Below are 26,867 nucleotides of genomic sequence, written 5' to 3' on the forward strand. Positions count from 1 at the left end.
AATGGCTGAAAATCAATCACCAAAAACGCAAAACAGTTCCGATGAAATAGATTTGGGACAATTGTTTCAATTGATAGGAAGAGGTTTTAATGCTGTTTTTCTGTTCTTTTTAAGAGTGTTTCTATATCTTAAGAAGAATATTCTAATTCTAATTAGCCTTCTTATACTTGGCCTTGCAATTGGTTATGGATTAAGTAAGATAATTTCCAAAAAACTTAAAACAGTTGTTATTGTTAAGCCTCAAATGGAGAGTAAAAATTATTTATATGATGTCGTTGAAGAAATTGAATCAAATATTCAAGCTGAAGACACATTATTTTTTAAATCTATAGGTTTAGATAAAGTGGATTTCAATGGACTGGAAATAACAATTGGGCGTGTTGAAGAAGAGATTAGCTCCGAAAGCGATATTAAATATTTAGAATTATTACAAAGTTTCGATAATATAGAAGCTATATCGGATATCATACGAGCAGAACTTCAAAATAAGAGTTCTTTCAATCACAGGATTATATTTTTTTATAAAAATGCGGAATCAGGAAAGAACTTTGCTAATAAAGTAATGGCGTACATTAACAAGAATCAATATTTTGATGGGCTAATAGAAATTTACCGAAGTAATGCCAATAGTCGTATCGAACAAAATAAAGTTTTATTAGAACAAGTTGATGAAATCATTACCAATTACGCGGCTAAAATGGTAAAGGATGAGTCACAGTTGGGTAGTGATAGAATTTTGCTAGATAATCAAGAAACAGTCAATATTACTGGGTTGTTTAGTCTAAAAAATGATTTGATTAGGGATATAGAATTAAAAAAACTAGAATTAGAAGAACGTTCGCAACCGATTAAAATAATAAATTTTGGAAAATCTCAAGAGATACATAAATTATTTTTTGGAAAGAAGATTATTTTGTTGCCACTTATTTTTTTAGGAAGTTTCTTTTTAGTTTCTTTCTTAGGGTATCTTAACAGAAAATCAGCTTCACTTTAAATATTGAATATGAATTTATTGATTACAGGGGGCGCAGGTTTTATTGGTTCTCACGTGGTAAGAAGATTTGTGCAAAATTATCCAAATTATCATATATATAATTTAGATGCTCTAACCTATGCCGGGAACCTTGAAAACTTAAAGGATATTGAAGACTTTCCTAATTATCATTTTATAAAAGGTGACATTGTTGATGAACCATTTATTAATGACCTATTCGTTAAAATTGATTTTGATGGTGTAATTCATTTGGCAGCAGAGTCACATGTAGACCGATCAATTGAAGACCCTTTAGCATTTGTGAGAACGAATGTTATTGGAACCGTAAACTTGTTAAATGCTGCAAAAAAGTTATGGTCTAACTCATATGTTAAAAAACGTTTTTACCATGTTAGTACCGATGAGGTCTATGGTTCTTTAGGTAAAGAAGGTTTATTTACCGAAACCTCTTTATATAATCCAAATTCACCGTATTCTGCATCAAAAGCAAGTTCTGACCACTTTGTTAGGGCATATGGTGAAACCTATGGCCTTCCATTTGGAATCAGCAATTGCTCAAATAACTATGGACCATATCATTTTCCTGAAAAATTGATTCCGCTATTCATAAATAATATTATTGAAAGAAAGTCATTGCCGGTATATGGAGATGGTAAATATACAAGGGACTGGCTTTTTGTAGAAGATCATGCTATGGCTATTGATTTGGTATTTCATAAAGGGAAAAATCATGAAACTTATAATATTGGGGGTTTTAATGAATGGCAAAATATAGATTTGGTTAAACTGCTCTGTAAAGTCATGGATAAAAAATTAAACCGAAGAGAAGGAGAATCCGAGAAGTTGATTGCCTATGTAAAGGATAGACCAGGACATGATTTAAGATATGCTATAGATGCTTCTAAAATAAACAAGGAATTAGGCTGGAAACCATCCGTTACTTTTGAGGAAGGACTGGAAAGGACGGTAGATTGGTATTTATCAAATTCAGAATGGCTAAACCATGTTACTTCGGGCGATTATAAAGAATATTATAAAAAAATGTATTCTTAAATTACTGCAAACCAAAAATATGAAAGGAATAATCTTAGCTGGCGGATCGGGAACAAGACTGCATCCATTAACACTTTCCGTGAGTAAACAATTGATGCCCATTTATGATAAACCAATGATATATTACCCCTTGTCTACCTTGATGTATGCAGGTATTCGAGAAATTCTAATTATATCCACCTCTAAGGATTTACCGCTTTTTAAGGAGTTATTGGGTAATGGTAAAAAATACGGTTGTTCTTTCTCTTATGCGGTCCAAGAATCACCTAAGGGTCTGGCAGAGGCCTTTATTATTGGTGCAGATTTTATAGGGGACGATAAAGTTGCCTTAATACTTGGAGATAATATTTTTTATGGTTCTGGTCTTGCAAAATTGTTGCAAAGCAACAGCGACCCGGATGGGGGAATAATATATGCCTACCGAGTACATGATCCAGAACGTTATGGTGTGGTTGAATTTGATGATACAGGAATAGCGATAAGCATTGAAGAAAAGCCATTAAATCCCAAATCCAATTTTGCTGTTCCTGGAATATATTTTTATGATAATGATGTTGTCGATATTGCGGCAAATATTCTCCCAAGCCCAAGAGGAGAGCTTGAGATTACCGATGTCAATAAAGAATATTTAAAACGTGGCAAATTAAGTGTAAGTATTTTAGATAGGGGAACTGCTTGGCTTGATACTGGAACTTTTCAATCGTTAATGCAGGCATCTCAATTCGTTGAGGTTATTGAGGAAAGACAAGGGCTAAAAATAGGGGCTATTGAAGGTGCTGCATATGAAATGGGTTATATCAATAAAGAACAATTTATAGAATTGGCGGCGCCACTTATGAAAAGTGGTTACGGAAAGAATTTATTAGGCATATTAAACAAGGATAAATGAAATTTACCGAAACCAAACTTAAAGGATGTTTTGTTTTAGAACCCACCATATTTTCAGACGAAAGAGGGTACTTTTTTGAATCATTTAATAGTAAAAAATTTAATGGGGCAATAGGAAAGGAAATTGAATTTGTACAGGATAACCAATCATTTTCTAATTATGGTATTATACGCGCTATTCATTATCAGTTAGGAAAACATGCCCAATCAAAATTAGTAAGGGTTCTGAGCGGAAAGGTGCTTGATGTTGCGGTAGATTTAAGAAAATCTTCACCTACTTTCGGAGAGCATGTTGCCATAGAATTAAGTGGTAAGAATAAAAAGCAACTTTTTATTCCAAGAGGTTTTGGTCATGGTTTTTCAGTATTATCTGATACGGCGGAGTTTTTTTATAAATGTGATAATTACTACAATAAGGAGTCTGAAGGTGGTATTATTTATAATGACTTAGTATTACAAATAGACTGGAAGTTAACTCCAGAAGAAATAGAGGTTTCTGATAAAGATTTGGTTTTGCCAACCTTAAACGAAGCAAGATTATGAAAAACATTCTTGTAACTGGCGGTAAGGGTCAATTGGCTAGCTGTATTAAAGATGTATCTGGAAACTTAGACAATCTGAACTTTATTTATGTAGATATTGATCAATTAGATATTACCGATATAAAATCTGTAAAAACCTTTTTTGAAAAAAATAACGTTTCATATTGCATTAATTGTGCTGCATATACAGCAGTCGATAAAGCAGAGTCAAATAAAGAAATGGCTGAAAGGATAAATGTCCTTGGAGCAAGGAATCTTGCGATAGCCTGTAAATCGAATGATGCTGTTTTAATACACATTTCCACTGATTTTGTTTTCGATGGCGTAAATACAAAACCTTATAACGAGGAAGACAAGGTAAACCCCTTAAGTATTTATGGGTTGACCAAACTTAATGGGGAGTTGGTTATAGCTGATTCGTTAAAAGAGTATTTTATCATTAGAACATCTTGGTTGTATTCTGAACATGGTAATAATTTTTTAAAAACAATGCTTAGGCTAGGTTCGGAAAGAGAAAATTTGGGTGTTGTAATTGATCAATTAGGCACTCCTACGTACGCTGGAGATTTAGCAAAAGCTATTATGACTATAATATGTGTAAATTCATCTGCATTTGGATTATATCATTATAGTAACGAAGGTGTTGCTAGCTGGTATGATTTTGCCCACGCTATATTTGAATTTAAAGATATTTCTACAGTTTTGAAACCAATTAAAACGGAAGCATACCCCACACCTGCGGCAAGACCTAGAAATAGTATTATGGACAAATCGAAATTTAAAAAAGAATTCGGTATTCAAATCCCTCATTGGCGTGAAAGTCTGCAAAAATGTTTAAATTCTTTATGAGGCCGGTAATATTTCTTGTCGTAACATTACTATTTCTGAATTGCCATAATACTGGTAGAATAAAAGCAAAAGAAGAAAAAAGTAAAATAGCTGATTTTTTGACAGTGAGTCTCAAGACTAAACTAGCAGAAGATGATATTCTTGAAGTTTATTATTCTGAGAGTGTACAGACCCCTTATAACAACCAAGATAAGGTAAGTCTTTATGTAAAAGGTGATAGCGTAATTCAAAAAATAGTGTTTAGACTTCCAGATAGAATTTACCCTATGAAATTAAGAATCGATTTAGGGTCAAAAAGGCACGAAACACCTATACAACTTGAAGAAATTGTCTTGACTACTGGTGGTAATTCCAGAGTGTTTAAATTTGAAGAAATTAAAACTAACTTTCGTAAAAACCAATATTTGGAAATTAACCCTGAATCAAACGGATACCTTAGAAAATTGATTAATGGGGTTTATGACCCCTTTATTTTAAGCGGTGATTTAACTAAGATTACAGTTGCCTTATTTAGTGAAAATTAGTTTTATGTCATTTATGATCAAAAATAAGGTTAACAATTTTATTTTAAAAAACCATAAATTTTTTAATGCCTTTTGGGCAATAATTTCTAAGCTTTTATCTGGTGTGAAATTAGTGGTCATTGGAATTATAGTTGCAAGATACCTGGGACCTAAAGATTTTGGGTCTTTTAGTTATTGTATAAGTTTTGTAACCTTATTTTCTGTTCTTGCAGAGTTTAGATTTCATAATATAATTATAAGGGAAATTTCTGAAAGTAAGATTAATACAGAAAAAATCCTAGGATCTGCTTTTTACAGTTGCTTTTTCTTTTCTCTATTAGGTTACATAACTCTAGTTATTTTAGTCAATTTGGTTGAAACAAATGAAAACCTTAAATATCTAATTTTAATTTATGGGATATCTTACTTTTTTCAAACCCTAAGATTTTTAAGGGCCTTTTTCATCGCCAAGTATAAAAATGATATTATTTTCCGAGTTGAAATATTGGTAGGTTTGATAGTGATGAGTTTAGGGCTATTATTGGGTATAATGGGTCAAGGTATAATCGCTTTCATTGTTCTTAGAGTATTTGATGTTTTAATGATATCAACTTTATTAGTTGTGTTTTATCAACTTGAATTCAAAAGGTTAAAAAAATGGCGATTTGACAAACAAGTTAGTATAGACTTGATAAAAAACTCCTCTCCATTAGTACTTTCAAGTTTAGCCCTTGTAATTTTTCAGCAGTTTGACAAAATAATGATCAAACAATTTTTAGATGAATATTCTGTAGGTCAATACACAGCTGCAGTTTCACTAATTAGTTTAATTGTATTCGCACCTGTAGTCTTATCTGAAGTAATAAGCCCATACTTAATAGCAACAAGGGAGAAAATAGGCAAAGAGGCATATTTGAGAAACACTCAACTTTTCTCGGATTATATTTTTTGGGGAAGTTTTTTATTATGTTTAATAGTTACACCTCTATCTAATTTTATTATAAAAACCGTCTACGGTGATAAGTATTTGGAGGCAATAATGGTAATGCAAATATTTTCATGGCAAGGTGTTTTGATAGCAATGGGCTCTGTGGCAGCACAAATCATGATTATTGACAATACGCATCAAAAGGCATATTTTAAAAGCATAGCAGGAGGCTTGATTAATATTGTATTAAATATTATATGGATACCAAAATATGGAATTATTGGAGCGGTTTGGGCCTCTTTGCTTGCTTACGTGGTTTCCTCTTACATTGCTCATTTTTTCATCCTTAGATACAGATATATTTTTTTTGTACAAACTAGGAGCATAACACATGGTTTATTGAATATCTTTACAGATTTAAAGAACAGAAAAAAAGGATTAAATGCTTAAATCTAATATTTCCCTAAAACCCTATAATACTTTTGGATTAGAGGCAAACGCCAAGGAACTTTTCTCGTTCTCTACTGTGACTGAATTGGATGATTTTATGACATCATATTATGGGTCTCTAGATAACATATTTATTTTGGGTGGGGGGAGTAATGTACTATTTTCTAAAAATTATGATGGTATCATAATTCATTCTAAGATAAAATATATAAAAACGGTCAAAGAAACTGCAACAGAAATTTTTCTTGAGGCAGGATCTGGACTGAATTGGGATGAATTTGTTCGATTTTGTGTTAAAAATAAATATTATGGTGCGGAAAACATGTCACTTATTCCCGGTAATATTGGAGCTACTGCTGTTCAAAATGCAGGTGCTTATGGTACTGAGGCAAAAGATTTAATTGTTACCGTTAAGGTATATGATTTAATTGAAAAAAAAGAGATAGAACTCACGAATAGCGAGTGTAATTTTGAATATAGAAATTCAATTTTTAAATCGGCTGATTTTAAAGACCGTATTTTAATAACTTCAATTGTTTATCGCTTATCTAAGATTTCTAAGTTTCAAGTTAAAATGAGTACCTATGAAGGAAATTTCATAAAAAGACAATTTCACTTCTGGAACGATTTCTTAGGTCATCTCTTTAGTAGTATAATTTTAAAGAGGAAGGGTGGTAAAAAAGCATTTTTTGATTATAGATTTTTAAAAAATCTATTGGAAGATTCTGGGTTGTTACCTTTAGCTTTAAAAAGAAGGATAGTTATTAAGACAAGAACCTCGAAGTTGCCTGATATTAATAAACTAGGGAACGTAGGTAGCTTTTTCAAGAACCCTATTATTTCTTTAGAAAAGGCAAATAGTTTGAAGAAGGAATATCCAGACGTAATATTGTTTCCATACCTTGATGATAAGATGAAAGTCTCTGCAGCTTGGTTAATTGATGGTTGTGGCTGGAGTGGTAAAACGCATGGAGCTGCAGGTTCGTTAAAGCATCTTCCACTTACCATTGTCAACTATGGTAGCGCAACTAGTAATGACATCCTTACTTTAGCTAAAAACATAGAAGAGGCGGTGTTTTTAAAGTATGATGTAGTTTTGGAGAAAGAAGTAGTAATTATATAAGAAATGAGGGCAAACGTTATAAATTTCCACCACGTATTAAACTACGGTGCAGTTTTTCAAGGCTACGCATTATGTGAATTTTTAAATAAAAATGGACATGAAGCTAAGCTAATTGATTATAGACCATTTTATTTTCTATCAAGAACTTATAGACCTGCTAAGGGCTTTGGAAAATCTTATAGAAAATATAAGATGAACAGAAATTTTCTTGATTTTAGAAAAAAGCATTTCAAACTTACAAAAGAAGTTTTCTTATCTGCTAAAAAGTTAACAAGACACTATGAGGGGTCTAAAGATGCCTTTATTTGCGGTAGTGATCAAGTTTGGAACGCAAACATAACAAACGGTACTATAGACCCAGGATATTTTTTGGATTTTGTTCCTGATAGTGGTAGAAAGATAGCATATGCTGCAAGCATTGGCCATACAAAGTTCAATAGGGCAAATAAAACAGAAATTGCTAAAAAACTACGATCTTATAGTTCAATATCGGTTAGGGAAGATTTTGCTAAACAAGAGGTTTTAGACATTACTGACAATGCAGTTGACCCATTTCTTGTTTTGGACCCAACACTTTTGCTTGAAGATTACACTGAGGTTTTGGATTATGAACTTGTGCCCATAGAAGACTATATGGTCATATACACTACTGAGAACAGCGATAGTTTTAGAGATTACATAAGACGCATATACGAACATCTTGGGATAAAAGCAATAAATCTTGGACATTATGATACTGGAATTGACTCAGTAGATTATACCAACATTCACCCCTGTCAATGGCTAGGCCTATTCGCCAAGGCAACCTATGTATGCACCAACTCTTTCCACGGCACTGCATTTTCAATTGTTTTCAACAGAAATTTCACGGTACTTGGCAGAGAAACCATGCGCGACTTAAACAGAAGGCAGCTCACGTTGATGGGTGGACTTGGCTTAGAAAACCGATTTTTATATAACGTTAATGATTTTGATGTTAACAAACATTTTAACGACATCAATTTTGTCGATGTAAAAAGAAAACTTGAAGAGCAACGAAAAAGCTCAGCTAAGTTTCTTTTTGATGCTTTAAGCTGAATTTACTACTCTAAATATTAATGAAATCACTCGTAAATAAATTTGTATTACTTTTTATCTTTTTGGATAATATATTCTTACCAATAAATTTAGGGTTTGATTTTAAATTAAATTATTTAGTAATGATTGGGTACGTATTTTACTATATGTTGACTCATAGTAAAATTAATTTATCAATAAAGAATCTAGTTTTTTTTACGATAGGGGTTGTTTTATTTTTTGGGTTAAATTTTTATGTAGGAATCTCTCGTTTTCTCATCACAAAACAATTGGCGTTAATATCCATAACATTAGTGTTTAGTTACCTTTTTATAAACTCCTATGATTTCGACCTAAAAAAGATTTTCAAAGATTATATTGATATCATTTTTTTTGCTTCAGTAATGGTTGTAGTTCAAATAATTGGCGTTGTCTTTAATCTAAATTTTCTAATCGATTTTTCTTACTTAGGTTTTGATACTGGGGGCATTGTGCTGAATGCGCCCAGAGGTAGGTTTCATTCCTGGTTTTACGAACCTTCTTTTATGGCATACGCATTCGCTCCAATAGTTTTTGTTAGTTTATGTAAGCTCTTTAGAATTGGAAATTTGATTTCTAAAGAAAAAGCTTTGTTTATTATAATAATCTCCTTGATGACCCAATCATCTATAGGCTTTTTAGGCTTTTTATTAAGTATTTCTATAATAGGGTTTTCTAAATTCCCTATCTTAAAAAGACCTGTTATACTTTTTGTAGTTGCATTTTGTTTTATTTTAGGTTCTATTTTGATTTACCGTATACCTCCTGTTAAATTGCGTGTTGATCATACTATTGCATTGTTTTTAAATGAGAATGTAACTGCTGATGATATTGTTAAGACCAATTTAAGTACCTATGCATTATACAGCAATTATGAAATCACAAAAATGGCGTTTAATAAAAACCCTGTTTTCGGAACTGGAATAGGTACATACGAACTTAATTACGATACGTATTTGAATAAAGTGATTCCTGATATTACATGGAGGAAATTTCATAAGTTAAATAGACAAGACGCAAATAGTTTGTTCTTTAGGATTCTGGTAGAAATGGGTTTGTTCGGTTTGCTATTTTATTTATATTTTGTTTTAAGTCGAAAACTAAAATATAGTTCTACAATAAAAACAGATTCAGAACAGTCCCTATGGATAATTAACAATGGTGTTTTTGTATTGATTTTCTTGCGCTTAATAAGACAAGGCCATTACACAATGCTAGGTTTTATTCTATTAATACTTATTTATTTGATTTCATTCAAACAAGCAAAAGCTATAAAAGCAACTAAATGAGAAAGAAAATAATAGTCATTTCAGGAATAAATATCAATCAAGCCGGTCCTTTGTCAGTAATGAAGGATTTGATGACTGTGTTTTCTGAGAATAAAGATGATAACACTCAAATCATTGCTTTAGTCAACAATAAGAAGTTATACGATTATAAAAATGTGAAATATTTAGAATTTCCAAAATCCAAGAAGAGTTGGTTTTTAAGAATTTACTATGAATATTTTTACTTTAAAAAACTTTCCAAAAGGTTAAAGGCAGATCTTTGGATATCTATGCATGACATGACCCCAAATGTTGAATGTGATAACCTTTATGTGTATTGTCACAATGCTACACCCTATTACTCACCTACTTGGAAAGATTGGATTTTTGGATCTAGAGCATCTCTATTTAGTTATTTTTATTCCTTTTTATATAGTATTAATATTAAAAAGAACAAAGGTGTTATAGTACAGCAAGATTGGTTTCGAAAAAAACTTATCGAAAAATTCAAACTTAAAAATGTAATAGTTGCCTATCCTGATATTAATATAGACGTTAACAATATAGGTTCAAAACTATCAGAAACAAACGTTAAAAAAATCTTTTATCCTAGCTACCCTAGGTCTTTCAAAAACTTTGAAGTTATCTGCGAAGCATACAAGCAACTGTTGCACAAGGAACAGGAAAAACTTGAAATATTTCTAACAATGGATAAAAATCAAAATGCGTATGCTTCTTATATTTTCAAGAAATACGGTAAATTCCCTAATATTCATTTTATTGGTCTTCAAACAAGGGAAAAGGTTTTTGAATATTATAGAAACGTTGATGCGCTAATTTTCCCTTCAAAGTTAGAGAGTTGGGGGCTTCCTATAACCGAGTTCAAGATTTTTGGAAAGCCCATTATTCTTTCTGACCTACCATATGCTAGAGAGACTTTGGGAACTTATGATTATGGTTATTTTTTCAACCCTGAAAAAGCAGAGGACCTTGCCCAAATATTCAGGTTACTGGTTAAAAATGAATTAGAAGTTAAGAAAGTTGAAAAAATAAAGGTAGACCAACCTTTTGTTGAAGGGTGGAAAGAACTGTACGATTACTTACTTGAGAATGATTAAGGCTGTATCCAGATTAGATTTGAGATTTATTTTACTGGCTACGGTATGCATTTTTCCTATTCTTAAGTTTAATGTAATTTCTATTGTTATTATTCTGTTTAGCTTGATAAGCATCATCATTTTTTTTACCCAAAAAGAAAAATTAAATAGTTTTTTTGTTAAACACTTCTTTTTAAATTCTATTTTATTTTTTCTACTGCTTATTTCATTAGCATACAGTTATAATTTTGATTTTGGGCTAAATAAATTGCAACAGGTTTTAAGCCTTATGGTTTTTCCTTTGATTATTTTTTTTCTTAATATAAAAATTGACCAAAAAAGGCTAAACATATTATTGTGGGTATTTACTGCAACCTGTCTTCTTTTAACAGCATATATCTATACAGAGTTAATTTCTAGTGGAGCATTCACCGCTTTGTTAAACAATGATATAAAGTTCTGGAACAATCCATTTCGTGAGGTATTGTATAGTTTAAAATATGTTCAGCTGCATCCTAGCTACTATTCGATATGGATATGTTTTAGTGCGTTATTTCTAACACAGGACGTGTTTAAACAGGAAAAATTATACACTATAATCATTAGGGTATTATTAGTTCTTATTCTTGTTTTTACCGCTTTATTATTTTCTTCTAGAGGCCCACTATTAGGCTTTTTTGTCGCCTTTATAATTGTATTACTTTCTCTTTTTAAATCTAGTAGCAAGAAGCTATTGTTTTTAGCTCTTGTTTTTACTGTTATAGGTGTATCTGTAACTCAAATGTCTTTTTTAAAGTCAAGATTTATTGATGAATTTTCGGCACAAGAGTTTCGCCCCCCTGTCGGCAACGCTCATACTTCAACCAATATCAGGGTTGGTATATATACTTGTGTTTTACAGATTTTCAATAATAATAAATTTATTGGAGTAGGAATAGGTGATGTACAAAATGAATTAGATAGTTGTTATCAACAGTTCCACACTAAGGTTTATGAAGAAAGTAACTACAATACCCATAGTAGTTATTTCAATATTTTATTAGCTACAGGTACTATTGGACTAATTATGTTTTTGGTGGTTTGGTTCTACCAATTTAAGTTAGCCTATAATTCAGAGAATAAACTTTATTTAGGTTTTTTGATTTTAATTGCTGTATCTATGTTATTTGAAAATATATTAATTAGAATGCACGGCGCTGTTTTTTATGCGCTGTTTAATTCTATTTTTGTAAAAAACCTATTTATAAACAAATCATCTTAAGTCGTGCAAAAATATAACCTAACCGTATCTATAGTTCTCTACCAGACCGACATAGATGAAGTAAATAACATTCTTAGAATACTATCGGAGATTTCTTTAAAGTATAAAGTTTTCTTGGTGGATAATTCCCCAACAGATGATTTAAAAACTGAATTTCAAGGTTTACCTAATGTAGAATATATTTTTACAGGAAAGAATTTGGGGTTTGGTTCAGGGCATAACGTTGCAATCAATAAGGTTAAAGAGCAAACTGAATATCACTTGGTTTTAAATGCAGATGTAAATTTTGAAGGAAAAATACTTGAAGAAATTTACGGGTATATGTCGAAAAATAATAATGTTGGTCTTTTAGCACCCAAAATATTTAATCCAGATGCTTCCATTCAGTATTCGGCAAAATTATTACCTACTCCAGCCAACCTTATAGTTAGAAGGTTTGTGCCAATTAAATGGCTGCAAAGTATATTGGATAATAGATACGAATTTCGATTCTTTTCTTTCGACAAAATAATAGAGGTACCGTATGTTATGGGTTGCTTTATGTTTATATCCGCTAATGTTTTTCAAAAAATAAATGGTTTTGACGAGCGTTTTTTCATGTATCCTGAAGACATTGACTTAACAAGAAGAATCCACGGGGAGTTTAAGACCATTTATTATCCTAAAGCTACCATAACGCATAAACATGGCAAGGGGTCTTATAAGAGTGGTAAACTATTATATTATCATATAACCTCAATGATAAAGTATTTTAACAAATGGGGTTGGTTTTTTGATAGCGAAAGGAGTGAAATCAATAACAAAATATTAGCTCAGTTTAAAGATATTAAATGAAAAGTATAGCAATTGTTTTTGGTGGTGCCGGATATATTGGCCGTAACATGGTAGCGGAATTTTTAAATGCAAATATTTTTGATGAATATATTATTTGTGACATACGTGAATTGAATGAATTTAAAGATGAGCAAAAGGTCAGTTTTAAAAACCTAGACGTAAGAAAAACCATAAGTATTGATTTGCCTTCGATGGATTTGAATAATACTTGGATTTTTAATTTTGCTGCGGTTCATAGAGAGCCAGGACATGAATTCCAAGAATATTTTGACACTAACATTCCAGGCGCTAATAATGTCACAGAATTTGCTCGTAGGACTGGAATAAAACATATTTATTTCACAAGCAGTATTGCACCTTATGGTAAATCACTAGAAAAGAGAACAGAACAGTCCATACTATATCCGTATACTGGTTATGGAATATCTAAAGCTTTAGCAGAGAAAATTCATAATATATGGTTAGCGGAAGACTCTTCGCGTAGATTAATTATTGTCAGGCCAAGTGTTGTTTTTGGGCCTAAGGACCCAGGCAATGTTTATCGAATGATAAAAGCGTTGAAAAAAGGAACATTTGTGTTGCCGGATGGAGGTAAGGTTATAAAGGCATATGGGTATATACATGGTTTAATTGATAGCATGTTATTTACTATTAATCGTAAAGAAAGATTAATTGTTTATAATTATGCAGAAAACCCTCTTGTACCTTTGGCAGAGATGACAGAAATAGTAAAAAAAGAATTCAACTATAATAAACCAGTCATGAAAATACCTGTTAAAATACTGGCAGTAGTGGCTATTGTTTTAAGAGGACTTTTAAAATTAATAGGAAAAACTACAGATATACATCCTGTCAGGGTTAGAAAAGCTGGATTCCCAACTAACATTGAACCAAGGTACTTGATCGATAAAGATTTTGAATTTAAATATGATTTCGAGAACGCCCTGCAGCATTGGAAAAAAGTATCGCCAGAAGATTTCTAAAATTATTGATTAAATAATTTTTAGGAGGCTAAAGATATTTTAAAACCTAGATTCATATTCTGTATTTAGGTTAAATTTGTATTACTTTTAAATAATAAACTAAAAAAAACCATAAACATTACAATTTACTATGAATGATCTAACAAATCTGCTTTCTCAGAGCTTTGATGAATCTTTTTCTATACTTGGGTATGTAACTAACATCATTATATGTGCAATTCTACTATATTTATTGTCTGTAGTATATGTAAAATATGGTAAATCTATTTCAAATAGATTTCAACTGTCTAGAGTTTTAATTTTGGTGGGTATAACTACGTTCATTATAATTTCAATAGTTAAATCCTCCTTGGCATTATCTTTAGGTCTTGTAGGAGCCTTGTCGATTATTAGATTTAGAACAGCAATTAAAGAACCTGAAGAACTTGGTTATTTTTTTATGGCTATTTCCATAGGTTTAGGCCTTGGGGCTAACCAATTATACCCTACAATAATAGGGTTTGTTGTTTTAGTGATGGTAATAATTCTATTAAACCTTAAAAAATCAAATAATCTTTCTCAAAACCTTTTAATTTCATTAAGAGTTGCTGAAGGAGATAAGTCTAAAATTGGAGATGAAATCAGTGAAATTGTAACTACTCATTGCAATCAAGTTAACTTAAAGAGACTCAAATATTCTGAAGGGCTTATTAACTTTAATTTTTTAGTGAATGTTGATTCTTTTGATGAAATTAAAAAAATCAATGACCAACTAATAAGTTTCGATAATAGTATAGATATCACTTTTATAGATAGTGAAATTTAACAAACCACTTTTTAAAGACCGTTTCTATGCAATTAAAAGGTAATAAAACAAACAAAAAAATAGTTTACACCTCTATTTTAGTAGGTGCTTGTTTAGTTTTCTTTGCAATTATTGGAACCTCTAAAACCTCTAAGAACGAGAAACAAAAGGAGGATGATTTAGAGCTCAAAACAAACATTGTTGTTGAAGAGAACAACATTAATTTTCGTGAGTTGATAGATAACGACATCAACTTAATCCATTCAGATTCTATAATAAACATTCATTTAGTCAGAAGCCTAGGCATTAACAGTCTGGTTTTTATTTATAGGAATGAACTTGTTGGAAGACAAAAGGATGATAACTTTTTCGTTCATTTATTTGTTAAGGATACGTCTAAAGTACTTAACGGGAAATACATAAATCTTGATTTTATACCACCAAAAATAAAACCAACCAGAATTGGAAATGAAGATTATTTCATATTCAAAAAGGCCCTTGTTTCAGAAAATTATAAAGACAAGTATATTGACTTAAAGCAGATCGATTTTATAAATGCTGGAAGATATAAGCCAGGCCTGAATAGATCATATAGTGCAGGAAATATCAAGGTTAAAGATGTTAAGAGCGTTAATCTTAGTAATAACTTTGAGACGGTTAGAATCTTCGTTAAGAACAATGCCTTTAAAAAAATAAAATCAAAGCGTGACGAAGCTATTAAAAATGGTATTCTGATTACCGAAGACGATGATATCATTAATGGGGAAATAAGCATAAACAACGGTGCTAAGTTAAAATCAGAATTTAGATTAAAAGGTGATTTGCCAGACCATTTGTTATCGCAAAATAAATGGTCTTATCGATTTATTATGAAAGGGGAAGAAACCTTTAAAGGGCTAAGGAAATTTTCAATTCAACATCCTAAGGTTAGAAATTATATGTGGGAGTGGCTTTTTCACAAGGTCATTAAAGACAATGAAATCATTGGTTTAAGATATAATTTCATAAATGTAGATATGAATTTAATCAATGGAAATGATTCTGTTGAAAAAACCTCATTGGGTATAATGGCAATTGAGGAATCTTTCGATAAAATACTTATTGAAAACAACAAGAAACGTGAAGGGCTCATACTCGCTTTCGATGAGTCTTTATTATGGAAAGATAGAAAAAAGCAAATCAGTACTGATTTAAGTCCAAGTTCACGGTCATCAAGACTTCATAGTCTTGACGTAGCTCCAATAAAGGTATTCAATCAAAATAAGGTACTCTCTGACCCAAAATTAGCCAAACAATTTGGAATAGCTAAGGACTTGCTTGAAGGTCTAAGGACTAAAAAATATAAAATATCAGAAGTTTTCGATATTGATAAATTAACAATGTTTACTGCTCTTTCAAATTTATTTGGTGGCCACCACGGACTTATTTGGCATAATTTGAGAATTTACTACAATCCTATTACCAATAAATTAGAACCAATTGCCTTTGACACCAATTCTGGAATGAAAATCACTAAAATTCAAGATTATCCCATGTTTATCGGTGATGAGGTATATGATAAATTATTTTTAGAAAAACTCAAATTAGTTAGCTCATCAGACTATATAAACGGATTCATAGAAAAGTACTATGATGAGTTAAATACCCTTCAAATTAACCTGAACTCAGAATTTAATATAGAATTAGATCTTTCTATACTTGAGTATAATAGTAATTTTATAAAAAAACACATTAATCCTTCAGATGTCATTACAGCTAATTTGATTGAGCAAAATGACAAAATAATCACTCTTGAAATTCAGAATTTATCCAAATACCCAGTTGAAGTGGTAAGCCTTATAAGTGATAAAGGTAGAAAGTTAAATACTCATCTTTCAACTCATATTATTAAAGGATTAAAGAAAGAACTTGTTTCTTTTGACCTTAATAAATCTTTCAACAACGCTTTTGTTTCAAAAAAAAATAAGAAAGGAGGTTTTAGATATCCAAAAGATGTTGATAAATTAAAATTAAAATACGGCATTCTAGGATTAAATTATCATAGGGAAAGTGGTATAATTCCATTTGGCAATAATCAAGAGTTAGATGTAAGTATAGCCAAATATAAAGAAATGTTTTTGCCAAATTTTAAGGATTTCTTATTTATAAACAACAACGAGAAATTGAAAACCGTCTACTTGAAATCAGGCGCCCATGTGCTTAATAAGACTTTAATAATACCTGCTGGTTTAACAGTAGTTGTAGAAAAGGGTTTTGAGTTGGATTTTAAGGACAAGGCCTCCCTAATTTCGTATTCCCCTATTATTGCCAATGGAATTAAAGACAATCCAATAAAATTCTTTTCCACAGACGCTTCTGGTGGAGGGATTTTTGTCACGGACACTGATCAATCCTCTAAGTTAGATTTCTGTACTTTCTCTAATTTAGCAAATCCAATCTATAATAATTGGGAATTATCTGGAGCGGTAAATTTTCATGAATCAAATGTAGAGATAACTAACTCTATTTTTGAAAATAATAATAGTGAAGACGGACTTAACATTATTAGATCAGACTTTTCAATTGGCTCAACTATTTTTAGAAATACTTATTCTGATGCCTTTGATGGAGATTTTGTAAGGGGAGAAATTTATGACAGCAAATTTGTTAATTGTGGAAATGATGGGATAGATGTTTCAGGGTCTCAGATTAATTTAAGGAATGTTGTAATCCAACAGCCATCAGACAAGGCAATTAGTGGTGGTGAGGCAAGTAATATTACTGGTGAGGGCATTAATATACTTGGTGGTGAGATAGGTATCGTGAGCAAAGATTCTTCCAAAATAGAGCTAACAGATGTTGTAATTTCAGATACAAGACTTGGATTGTCGTCTTTTCAAAAAAAATCGGAGTATGGTATTGGGGTAATTGAGATTTCAAATTTAAAACTGGTCAATAATGAATTGGATTATCTCGTAGAGAATGGATCCCAATTATCTATCGATAATATTCCGGTAATGACTGTTTCAAATAACGTAATAGATCAAATGTACGGGAAAGAATATGGTAAAAGCAGCAAGTAAAAATTTAAAGGATCTGTTTTACAATCTAAGGTTTGAACGTAAATTCATTTATATAGGACAAGACGTAGATGATATTATAAAAACAGTTGTGCTTGGTAATAAATTCTGTTTCAGAGAGATTTATCATAGGAGGCGGGTTAACAGTATGTATTTTGACGATAACAACCGAACGTTCTACACAATGAATGTGTCTGGTGATGGAATAAGAGAAAAATATAGGGTAAGATGGTATGGCGATGACTTTGCGCTACTATCAAACCCTACTGTTGAGATTAAGAAAAAATTTGGTGAAGCAGGAGACAAGTATTCTTATAAAATAAAAGATTTAAGTTTAGATTTAAAGGATTATTCCGTAGATGAGATATGTAACTTAATCTATACAAATATTAAAGAACCAAAGCTATCCACAAAATTTGGTTTCATATTTCCAACGTTATATAATTCATATGATAGAAGATATTTTTTATCTGATTGTGGTAAATTCAGAATCACAATTGATTATAATATGATTTTTTACAACCCAAATAGCTGTCAATTTCAAGCTTCTGAACGTAGTTTGGAAGACGTTATATTAGAGTTGAAGTATAACACCGTAGATGATAATGAGGGTAGAGAGGTTTCACAAGAATTTGGAACTCGGTTGTCGAAAAATTCTAAATATGTGAGAGGTTATGAGATGTTTAATTATTAAACATCTCAATTAGTTTTTTAAATGATACTAGAACTTTAAAGTTGAAATTTATTCTACAAATAAGGCTAATCTTAACCTTTTTTGAACTTAAACTATGTTTGAAATTAAATTGATAATATTAATGAAAAACCTACTGCAAAGGAATTTACCATTATTACTATTGCTGTTACAATCTTGTTCTAATGATTATAGCAGTAAAAGTTATGAAACAAATAATGTAGTAATATTAGTAATGGATGGGGCAAGGTTTACTGAAACTTGGGGAGATTCGACCCATCAATATATACCTAGACTGGCTAATAGAGTATTTAATTCTGGAAATGTATACACTAAATTTTATAACCAAGGCCCAACATATACTAATTCTGGGCATAGTGCCATAACAACAGGGAATTATCAAAAAATTGATAATACGGGTTCTGAGTTGCCTTTGGAGCCTTCAATATTTCAGTATTTTTTAAGGCAATCAAAAAAGGATAGTAGTAAAGCATTTGTAGTTGCAAGTAAGGATAAATTAGAAATTTTAACTAATTGTTCAGATACTGTCTGGCGTAATAGTTTTACACCAATGTCAAATTGTGGAATTAATGGATTAGGTAGTGGCTATAGAAATGATAGTATTACTTTTGAAAAAGCCAAAGAAATATTTACAACACATCATCCAAAATTAGTTTTAATTAATTTTAGAGAACCTGATTATTCCGGTCATACAAATAATTGGGATGATTATATAAATGGAATTAAAAAAGTTGATGAATATGTTTATAAGCTGATTGAATATGTTGAAAATGATGAAACATATAAAAATAAAACCACCTATTTTGTTACCAATGACCATGGCAGGCACTTGGATGATATTTCAACAGGATTTTCTGAACATGGAGACGGATGTGAGGGGTGTAGACATATTAATTTGTTTGCGTTCGGCCCAGATTTTAAAAGTGGTGCTATTTTTGAAAGAGAAAGGGAATTGATAGATGTTTCTGCAACAACGGCGGAACTTTTGGGATTTGAAATACCTACTGGAAAGGGGCAAATTATGGTTGAGTTATTTGAGTGAAAATAGTTTTGAAAGAATTTAGAAAAGTTTTAGATTCTAAGTTGCTAAAATAATAGCATAAACATTACTGTCCTCGTTAGAAAAGACTAAAAGGATGTGCAAAAACAACGAAAATAAATAATAATTTATTTAAATATTATTAACATATCATAAAGAAGCACATCAACGATAATATGAAATTTATTTACTTGCTGTTTTTAGTATTTCTTTTTTTGAATTGTGGTTCTAAAAAAGAAATATATAATTTACCAACGTTTTCAAATAACAATACGGTTAATTGTATTGTGGAAATCCCATCTGGTACAAATAGAAAATTTGAGTATAATAAAGAGTCTAAAAAATTCGAGATAGATTTAATTGAGGGTAAGGAAAGAGTTATACAATTCCTGTCATACCCAGCTAACTACGGCTTTATCACTTCTACATATTCTAATCCAGCTATAGGTGGTGACGGAGACGCTTTGGATATAATTGTTATATCAGAAGCTGTTAAAACAGGTACTGTAATAGAAACAATTCCTATTGGTGTTTTAAAGCTTATTGACAACAATGAATATGATTACAAAATAATTGCTGTACCCGTTAAAGAAGAACTAAGAATAATTAGCGCCCTTTCTTTTAGGGAACTCGAACAAAATTACCCTAAAATTTTAGATATTTTAGAGATATGGTTCTTGAATTATGATAGTCGAGATTCCCTAACGACTGAAGGTTGGGGTGATGAAAAGGAAGCAATAAAGGAAATTAGAAAGTCAATAAAATAGAGTCATGTTTTACGTTTTTAAAACTGAATTGCTATTAAATAATAAACGTTAAAAGAAATGCTCTTTAAACAAGGTAGATATTCAGGTTTTATAACACCTATTTCTTATGGGCTGGATTTATTGGTTATAAATTTGTTTACTTTTTTTTTACCAATAAATTTTCAGAATCCATGGCTGTTCCATTGCTATATTTCAATTACGTGGATTATTCTATCTTTTAAAAATGAATTTTATGTAATTCACAGGTATTCTAAGGCGGTAGTTCTACTTAGAAAACTATTTACGCAATTCGTTTTCTTTTTTTTAATCTTATATGCGTACATCGGCTTTTTTAAACAACCGTTAATGAGTAGATTGGCATTAGGTCAATATTTTATACTAGTTTTTGTTGGAATCGGTTTTTTAAAGTTATTAAACTTCTTTCTTCTCAATAAATATAGAGAGCGTATAAAAGGGAATATTAGAAATGTTGTTGTGATAGGTAAAAGCAAAAAGGCAAATCAACTTATAGAAGTTTTTAATACAAGACGTGAATTTGGGTATAATTTTTCTTCTCAATTTTCACCCAGAGATAAGGATTTTGAGTTGTTAAATTGTTTCAGATACATTGTGAACAATAATATTGATGAAATATACTGTTCGGTTTCTGAATTGAAGAATGATGAGCTTTCAGCATTTATTAATTTTGCCGACAATAATCTAAAAACACTAAAATTCTTGCCAGATAATAAAAATATATTTGCTAAGAAACTTAAATTTGAATACTATGATTACCTCCCAATCTTATCATTACGAGATATACCATTGCATAATTCCCTTAATGCTATTTTAAAGCGATTGTTTGATATTGTTTTTTCACTTGTTGTAATTTTCGGAATATTAATTTGGCTAGTGCCGTTATTGGCACTTTTAATATCACTAGAATCTAAAGGTCCGGTTTTCTTTATTCAAAAAAGAACTGGATTTGATAATGATGAATTCCAGTGTTTTAAATTTCGTTCTATGGCCATTAACGATTCATCTGATCATCAACAAGCAGGTAAAAATGACATGAGGGTCACTAAAATAGGACGATTTATTCGGAAAACTAGTATAGATGAGTTGCCTCAGTTTTATAATGTACTGTTTGGTAATATGTCAGTAGTTGGGCCAAGACCACACATGTTAAAGCATACTGATGAATACGCAAATAGAGTGGACAAATATATGTTACGTCATTTCGTGAAACCAGGTATTACAGGATTGGCTCAAATAAGAGGTTATAGAGGGGAAATAGAAAAAGATAGTGATATTCAAAACCGTATAAAGTTCGATATTTTTTATGTTGAAAACTGGTCTTTTTTCTTAGACTTAAAAATTATTGTTCAAACTGTTGTTAATGCCTTTATGGGCGAGGAAAAGGCATATTAAACATTATGAAAAGAATTTTAATAACAGGTGCGGCAGGATTTTTAGGTTCTCATTTATGTGATCGTTTTATCGCTGAAGGTTTTCATGTAATTGGGATGGATAATCTTATTACTGGCGACTTAAAGAATATTGCACACTTATTTCCATTGCAACATTTTGAATTTCATCATCATGATGTTTCTACCTTTGTTCATATAGAAGGTAAGCTTGATTATATACTGCATTTTGCATCACCTGCAAGTCCAATAGATTATTTGAAAATACCTATAGAAACATTAAAAGTTGGTTCGTTAGGTACCCTTAACTTATTAGGTCTTGCAAAGGAAAAGAATGCTAGAATATTGGTGGCATCTACTTCTGAGGTGTATGGAGATCCTTTGGTACATCCTCAAACGGAAGAATACTATGGGAACGTTAGTCCAATAGGTCCTCGAGGTGTATATGATGAGGCTAAACGCTTCATGGAGTCGATTACAATGGCTTATCATAGGCATCATGGACTTGATACCCGTATTGTACGTATTTTTAACACCTATGGGTCTAGAATGCGTTTAAATGATGGGCGTGTGGTGCCTGCATTTATGGGTCAAGCCTTAAGAGGTGAAGATCTAACGGTTTTTGGTGATGGTTCTCAAAGTAGGTCATTCTGCTATATTGATGATCAAGTTGAAGGAATATACCGTTTGTTATTTAGTGACTACACCGACCCTGTGAATATTGGAAACCCCCATGAAACAACTATTAAGCAATTTGCAGAGGAGATAATTGCACTTACCGGAACTAAACAGAAAGTTATTTATAAGCCTTTACCCCAAGATGACCCGACCCAACGTCAACCTGACATTACCAAAGCAAAAGAAATTTTAGGATGGGAGCCAAAAGTTAGTCGTTCAGAGGGCTTAAAAATCGTATATGATTATTTTAAATCCTTGTCTTCAGAGGATTTACAAAAAAAGGAACATAGAGATTTCTCCAGTAAATAGTTTTATTCTAATGCAAAGTTTATTTTTGCAAAAACCATAAGTATGAATATTTTAATCCTTGGATCAGGCGGTCGTGAACATGCTTTTGCCTGGAAATTAACTCAAAGTAATAATCTCTCGAAGCTTTTCGTGGCTCCTGGTAATGCAGGTACGGCAGAAATAGCAATAAATGTACCAATTGGTGTAAATGATTTCGAGGCTATTAAAGAGTTAGTTTTAAAAGAGAATATTGAATTGGTTTTTGTTGGGCCTGAAGACCCCTTGGTAAATGGTATTCATGATTTTTTCCTTAATGATAATCAATTGAATAAAGTCGCAGTTATTGGTCCGGAAAAATTAGCTGCTACTCTCGAAGGTAGCAAGGAATTTGCGAAGGAATTTATGATGCGACATCAAATACCCACAGCTCAGTATAAAAGTTTTACTTCTGAAACAGTCAATCAAGGATTTAGATTTTTAGAAGAATTAAATCCGCCGTACGTTTTAAAGGCTGATGGATTAGCTGCTGGAAAAGGTGTGGTCATTCTTAATGACTTAAATGAAGCCAAGATAGAATTAAAATCTATGCTGGTTGATAAGAAATTTGGTTCGGCCAGTGCAACAGTAGTTATTGAAGAATTTTTAGACGGTATAGAATTAAGCGTTTTTGTACTAACAGATGGGGATAGTTATAAAGTTTTACCAACAGCAAAAGATTACAAAAGAATAGGGGAAGGAGATACCGGACTCAATACTGGCGGCATGGGAGCTATTTCTCCCGTTCCATTCGCGAGTAAGGGGTTTATGGATAAGATTGAGCATCGTATAGTAAAGCCGACGGTAGAAGGGCTTAAAAAGGATAATATGCCGTATAAGGGTTTTATCTTTATTGGATTGATTAAAGTTGGTGAAGACCCAAAGGTTATCGAATATAATGTTCGAATGGGTGATCCGGAAACTGAGGTTGTTCTACCTAGAATTAAAAATGATTTAGTAGAACTATTACAAGCTGTGGCAAACGAAAAACTTTCTGAAGTCGAGTTGCAATTAGATGAACGTGCCGCAACCACTGTAATGACGGTTTCAGGAGGATATCCTGGTGCATATGAAAAAGGTAAAGAGATAAAGGGGATTGAATCTATCGGAGATTCATTGGTCTTTCATGCAGGTACAACCATAAAAAATGGCAAAGTAGTAACAAATGGAGGAAGAGTTATGGCAATTACTTCTTTCGGGTCAGATTTTAAATCCGCTCTGTCAAAATCTTACCAAAATGTAGAGAAGCTTTCTTTTGAAGGAATGAATTATAGAAAAGATTTAGGCTTCGACTTATAAAATTTTTATCGGATCTCTTTTAGAGATCCGATAAAAATATATCCTTAATTTTATAGGTAAGAGTGAGAAGTACTAGACGTATCCTCTTCACCACTATCATTATATTTCTTTAATTGAAGCATCCAATATATAAAAGCAGCTGAACCAATTAACATAAAAATCCAGTTAAGAATGTTGGAAATAGCCCAACTTTCCGCAAATCTAAATGGATCCATTGTGTATTTAAATATCACATTAACAAATAAATCCGCAATACCTTCAAAAAATGATTTCATCTTATTACTATATTTACTGACAAAAATATAAAAAGCTTAGATGATTTCAAGCATTTTTGAGAAAACAAAACCAATCAATTTCATTATTGTACTCGTTTTTTTGTTTCTTTTTTACTGGTCTGTACAATTTTACCTTTTAGACTATACGTTTACCGACATTGAAATTGCGCCATCGATTGTGGTGCTAAGCATTCTTTTGTTCAGTGTTTTTGTAGTAGATTTTGTGGTGAAAAGAAATAAATTGACGGGAACAAACTCCTTTGCTATCCTTTTCTTTACCCTGCTTTTTGTGGTTTTTCCTGAAACCTTAGGTGATAGCAATGCTGTTTTTACAAGTTTTTTTTTGCTGCTTGCCATGAGGCGCTTATTAAGTATTAAATCACTTAAAAATATAAAGCTCAAAATTTTTGATGCAGGTCTGTGGATATGTATTTCTAGCATTTTTTATGAATGGGCCATTTTATATCTTCTTTTGGTATTCGCGGCAATTTATATTTATGACCCTAAAAACATTAGGAACTGGCTAGTATTGCTATCAGTAGGATTTTCTTTTTTCATGATTTTATATGGGGTTATGGTTTTATTAGATGAAGTTTCTTTTATGATAATTCACTATGATTTTGCCATCAATTACGATGCGATTTTCCCAATCAAGTGGTGGTCTAGCCTTAAGCTATCACTATATGCGCTTTTAAATATGGCGCTTGCTTTTTCTACCTTCATACATTTAGGCAAAGCCGGTATGGGTAAAGTGATTATTATGCGATTAATTGCACTATCATTTATAATTGGCATAGTAGTTAATTTTTTGGTTACATCAGAAAATACAAGTGCGGTAATGATTACTTTTTTTCCGTCAGTTATATTCATTGTCAATTATTTGGAATCTATTAAGAAACCCAAATTTTTAGAGGCAATATTGATTGCCGGTATTTTGGTTCCTATTTTAGTTTTTGTAACCAAATTATAGTTTAAAACTATAAACTTTATCTTTGTCAAAAAAGCTCATATGTTTAGCGAGTTCGCATTTTCTATTTTTAATAATTGTATTGAAAAATATCACATTAAGGACGATGTGTATCAGATTTTTGAGAATCCATATTCAAAAGATGATATCGAATACCTTCTCTATCGAAAGAGTTGGATAGATACCGTTCAGTGGCATTATGAAGATATTATACGAAATCCTGAGATTGACCCACAAGCGGCTCTTGTCTTAAAACGTAAAATTGATGCCAGTAATCAAGACAGAACTGATTTGGTTGAATTTATAGACAGTTATTTTTTAAATAAATACCAATCGGTAGATGTTAAGCCTACAGCAACTATAAATACCGAAAGCCCAGCCTGGGCTATTGATCGCTTGTCAATTTTAGCGTTGAAAATATATCACATGAACGAAGAAACATACCGTTCAGATGCTTCTAATGACCATAAGCAAAAGTGTCGAACGAAGCTGAACATTCTTTTAGAACAAAAGAAGGACCTCTCTTTTGCAATTGACCAATTATTGGCAGATATTGAAAATGGTAGCAAGTATATGAAGGTATATAAGCAGATGAAAATGTATAATGATGAGGAACTAAATCCCATCTTACGTGGCAAATAATAGCCCAGTACATATTTTGGTCATACGCCTTTCTGCTATGGGAGACGTTGCTATGACCGTCCCTGTTCTTCTTGGTATTTGTAAAAAATATCCATCAGTTAAGATTACGGTTCTAACGAAACCTTTTATGGCGCCGATTTTTTCTGATATTCCGAATGTATCGGTTTTTAATGCTGACGTAAAAGGCAAGCATCAAGGAATATTGGGACTTTGGAAATTATACAAAGAGTTGGCAAATCTAGAAATTCATATGGTTGCCGATTTGCACCATGCATTGCGTAGTAGTATTTTAAAACAGTTTTTTAAACTTAAGACGATTCCATTTATTCAAATAGATAAAGGGAGGAATGAAAAAAAGGAACTAATAGACCCTAAAAGAGTAAAATTAGAACCATTAAAATCTACTTTAAATCGTTATTCAGAAGTGTTCGAGAAGCTTGGCTATATTATTTCTGTTGATGAAATGGATGTAATGCCTAAAAAACCTTTTCCAAAAGACTTCGTTCATTTAAAAGATAATGAAGAGCAATTACTTGTGGGAATTGCACCATTTGCAGCGTTTAAGGGAAAAATGTATCCTTTGAACTTAATGAAAGAAGTGGTTAATGAATTAAATAATACTAATAAGTATAAAATAGTATTGTTTGGGGGTGGAGAGAAAGAGGTGCTAATTCTTAATACTTGGGATAATCAATTCAATAATGTTTTTAATGCAGCAGGTAAACTTTCTTTTTCCTCAGAACTAAGTTTAATTTCTAACCTTGAACTTATGTTGGCTATGGATAGTGGAAATGCTCATCTAGCAGCGATGTTTGGTGTGCCTACAGTTACATTATGGGGAGTAACCCATCCTTTTGCAGGATTTTTTCCTTTCGGACAACCTATGGCCAATGCACTATTGGCGGATAGAGTTGAATATCCGTTGATTCCTACTTCTATCTATGGGAACAAGTTCCCAGCTGGCTATGAAAATGTAATGAGTACCATTCAACCTACCCAAGTTGTTCAAAAAATCATCGATATAATTAACAATAATGTTTAACATAA

Annotated in this window: 26 protein-coding genes; 25 read left to right on the forward strand and 1 reads right to left on the reverse strand. The window is 31.6% G+C overall.

Annotated features, from left to right (window positions below; translation table 11 throughout):
• The first annotated feature begins 1 nt into the window (after position 1).
• The 22 genes from AACZ41_RS02550 (at position 2) to purD (ending at position 23,936) form a co-directional block, all read left to right on the forward strand.
• Entirely contained in the window at positions 2-994 is a 993-nt protein-coding gene (locus tag AACZ41_RS02550; protein WP_339626187.1) for a hypothetical protein, read from the forward strand.
• Between the two features lie 9 nt (positions 995-1,003).
• On the forward strand, positions 1,004-2,047 hold the full coding sequence (gene rfbB / locus AACZ41_RS02555; protein ID WP_339626189.1) for a dTDP-glucose 4,6-dehydratase: 1,044 nt from the start codon (positions 1,004-1,006) through the stop codon (positions 2,045-2,047).
• A 19-nt stretch (positions 2,048-2,066) separates the two neighbouring features.
• Positions 2,067-2,936, forward strand: a complete 870-nt coding sequence (gene rfbA / locus AACZ41_RS02560) for a glucose-1-phosphate thymidylyltransferase RfbA (RefSeq protein ID WP_339626191.1) — start codon at positions 2,067-2,069, stop codon at positions 2,934-2,936.
• The gene (gene rfbC, locus AACZ41_RS02565; RefSeq protein ID WP_339626193.1) at positions 2,933-3,478 is read left to right on the forward strand and encodes a dTDP-4-dehydrorhamnose 3,5-epimerase; all 546 of its coding nucleotides are present in this window, start codon (positions 2,933-2,935) and stop codon (positions 3,476-3,478) included. Before rfbA ends, rfbC begins: the two co-directional genes overlap by 4 nt.
• The gene (gene rfbD / locus AACZ41_RS02570; RefSeq protein WP_339626195.1) at positions 3,475-4,326 is read left to right on the forward strand and encodes a dTDP-4-dehydrorhamnose reductase; all 852 of its coding nucleotides are present in this window, start codon (positions 3,475-3,477) and stop codon (positions 4,324-4,326) included. Before rfbC ends, rfbD begins: the two co-directional genes overlap by 4 nt.
• Positions 4,323-4,850 carry a hypothetical protein gene (locus AACZ41_RS02575; protein ID WP_339626197.1) on the forward strand — a complete coding sequence of 176 codons (528 nt, stop codon included), beginning with the start codon at positions 4,323-4,325 and terminating at the stop codon, positions 4,848-4,850. The genes rfbD and AACZ41_RS02575 overlap by 4 nt, the downstream gene beginning before the upstream one ends.
• Before the next feature lie 13 nt (positions 4,851-4,863).
• Entirely contained in the window at positions 4,864-6,207 is a 1,344-nt protein-coding gene (locus tag AACZ41_RS02580) for a flippase (RefSeq protein WP_339626199.1), read from the forward strand.
• Positions 6,200-7,330: a UDP-N-acetylmuramate dehydrogenase gene (murB, locus tag AACZ41_RS02585; protein ID WP_339626201.1), complete on the forward strand. Its 1,131-nt coding sequence runs from the start codon at positions 6,200-6,202 to the stop codon at positions 7,328-7,330. Before AACZ41_RS02580 ends, murB begins: the two co-directional genes overlap by 8 nt.
• Positions 7,331-7,333: 3 nt before the next feature.
• Positions 7,334-8,407, forward strand: coding sequence for a polysaccharide pyruvyl transferase family protein (locus AACZ41_RS02590; RefSeq protein WP_339626203.1), 1,074 nt, complete (start codon positions 7,334-7,336; stop codon positions 8,405-8,407).
• 269 nt (positions 8,408-8,676) lie between these two features.
• Positions 8,677-9,714: an O-antigen ligase family protein gene (locus tag AACZ41_RS02595; protein ID WP_339626205.1), complete on the forward strand. Its 1,038-nt coding sequence runs from the start codon at positions 8,677-8,679 to the stop codon at positions 9,712-9,714.
• The gene (locus AACZ41_RS02600; RefSeq protein WP_339626207.1) at positions 9,711-10,811 is read left to right on the forward strand and encodes a glycosyltransferase; all 1,101 of its coding nucleotides are present in this window, start codon (positions 9,711-9,713) and stop codon (positions 10,809-10,811) included. Before AACZ41_RS02595 ends, AACZ41_RS02600 begins: the two co-directional genes overlap by 4 nt.
• The gene (locus AACZ41_RS02605; RefSeq protein WP_339626209.1) at positions 10,804-12,051 is read left to right on the forward strand and encodes an O-antigen ligase family protein; all 1,248 of its coding nucleotides are present in this window, start codon (positions 10,804-10,806) and stop codon (positions 12,049-12,051) included. Before AACZ41_RS02600 ends, AACZ41_RS02605 begins: the two co-directional genes overlap by 8 nt.
• 3 nt (positions 12,052-12,054) lie before the next feature.
• On the forward strand, positions 12,055-12,885 hold the full coding sequence (locus AACZ41_RS02610; protein ID WP_339626211.1) for a glycosyltransferase family 2 protein: 831 nt from the start codon (positions 12,055-12,057) through the stop codon (positions 12,883-12,885).
• On the forward strand, positions 12,882-13,868 hold the full coding sequence (locus AACZ41_RS02615) for an NAD(P)-dependent oxidoreductase (protein WP_339626213.1): 987 nt from the start codon (positions 12,882-12,884) through the stop codon (positions 13,866-13,868). Before AACZ41_RS02610 ends, AACZ41_RS02615 begins: the two co-directional genes overlap by 4 nt.
• A gap of 130 nt (positions 13,869-13,998) precedes the next feature.
• Positions 13,999-14,673: a DUF4956 domain-containing protein gene (locus AACZ41_RS02620; RefSeq protein ID WP_339626215.1), complete on the forward strand. Its 675-nt coding sequence runs from the start codon at positions 13,999-14,001 to the stop codon at positions 14,671-14,673.
• A 26-nt stretch (positions 14,674-14,699) separates the two neighbouring features.
• The gene (locus AACZ41_RS02625) at positions 14,700-17,714 is read left to right on the forward strand and encodes a hypothetical protein (protein ID WP_339626217.1); all 3,015 of its coding nucleotides are present in this window, start codon (positions 14,700-14,702) and stop codon (positions 17,712-17,714) included.
• Positions 17,695-18,405, forward strand: coding sequence for a VTC domain-containing protein (locus tag AACZ41_RS02630; RefSeq protein WP_339626220.1), 711 nt, complete (start codon positions 17,695-17,697; stop codon positions 18,403-18,405). The genes AACZ41_RS02625 and AACZ41_RS02630 overlap by 20 nt, the downstream gene beginning before the upstream one ends.
• Positions 18,406-18,526: 121 nt before the next feature.
• Positions 18,527-19,465 carry an alkaline phosphatase family protein gene (locus tag AACZ41_RS02635; RefSeq protein WP_339626222.1) on the forward strand — a complete coding sequence of 313 codons (939 nt, stop codon included), beginning with the start codon at positions 18,527-18,529 and terminating at the stop codon, positions 19,463-19,465.
• Between the two features lie 173 nt (positions 19,466-19,638).
• On the forward strand, positions 19,639-20,229 hold the full coding sequence (locus tag AACZ41_RS02640) for an inorganic diphosphatase (protein ID WP_339626224.1): 591 nt from the start codon (positions 19,639-19,641) through the stop codon (positions 20,227-20,229).
• A gap of 57 nt (positions 20,230-20,286) precedes the next feature.
• The gene (locus AACZ41_RS02645) at positions 20,287-21,639 is read left to right on the forward strand and encodes an exopolysaccharide biosynthesis polyprenyl glycosylphosphotransferase (protein WP_339626226.1); all 1,353 of its coding nucleotides are present in this window, start codon (positions 20,287-20,289) and stop codon (positions 21,637-21,639) included.
• A 5-nt stretch (positions 21,640-21,644) separates the two neighbouring features.
• Positions 21,645-22,622 (forward strand): UDP-glucuronic acid decarboxylase family protein, encoded by a 978-nt coding sequence (locus tag AACZ41_RS02650; RefSeq protein WP_339626228.1) that lies wholly within the window; start codon positions 21,645-21,647, stop codon positions 22,620-22,622.
• Between the two features lie 42 nt (positions 22,623-22,664).
• Positions 22,665-23,936: a phosphoribosylamine--glycine ligase gene (purD, locus tag AACZ41_RS02655; protein WP_339626230.1), complete on the forward strand. Its 1,272-nt coding sequence runs from the start codon at positions 22,665-22,667 to the stop codon at positions 23,934-23,936.
• A gap of 50 nt (positions 23,937-23,986) precedes the next feature.
• On the opposite strand, the gene AACZ41_RS02660 is transcribed toward purD, so the two are convergent.
• A complete protein-coding gene (locus tag AACZ41_RS02660; RefSeq protein WP_339626232.1) occupies positions 23,987-24,151 on the reverse strand; it encodes a uracil phosphoribosyltransferase in 165 nt (54 codons plus the stop codon).
• 100 nt (positions 24,152-24,251) lie between these two features.
• Here AACZ41_RS02660 and AACZ41_RS02665 point away from each other — a divergent pair, with 100 nt between their 5' ends.
• From AACZ41_RS02665 to AACZ41_RS02675, 3 genes are read left to right on the forward strand one after another with little or no spacing between them, the layout of a single operon-like run.
• Positions 24,252-25,181 (forward strand): DUF6427 family protein, encoded by a 930-nt coding sequence (locus AACZ41_RS02665; protein WP_339626234.1) that lies wholly within the window; start codon positions 24,252-24,254, stop codon positions 25,179-25,181.
• Positions 25,182-25,220: 39 nt separating this feature from the next.
• Positions 25,221-25,820, forward strand: coding sequence for a DUF4254 domain-containing protein (locus tag AACZ41_RS02670; RefSeq protein ID WP_339626236.1), 600 nt, complete (start codon positions 25,221-25,223; stop codon positions 25,818-25,820).
• Positions 25,810-26,862, forward strand: coding sequence for a glycosyltransferase family 9 protein (locus AACZ41_RS02675; RefSeq protein ID WP_339626238.1), 1,053 nt, complete (start codon positions 25,810-25,812; stop codon positions 26,860-26,862). Before AACZ41_RS02670 ends, AACZ41_RS02675 begins: the two co-directional genes overlap by 11 nt.
• Positions 26,863-26,867: the final 5 nt, after the last annotated feature.

The organism is uncultured Maribacter sp. (assembly GCF_963974015.1).
Taxonomy (GTDB): Bacteria; Bacteroidota; Bacteroidia; order Flavobacteriales; family Flavobacteriaceae; genus Maribacter.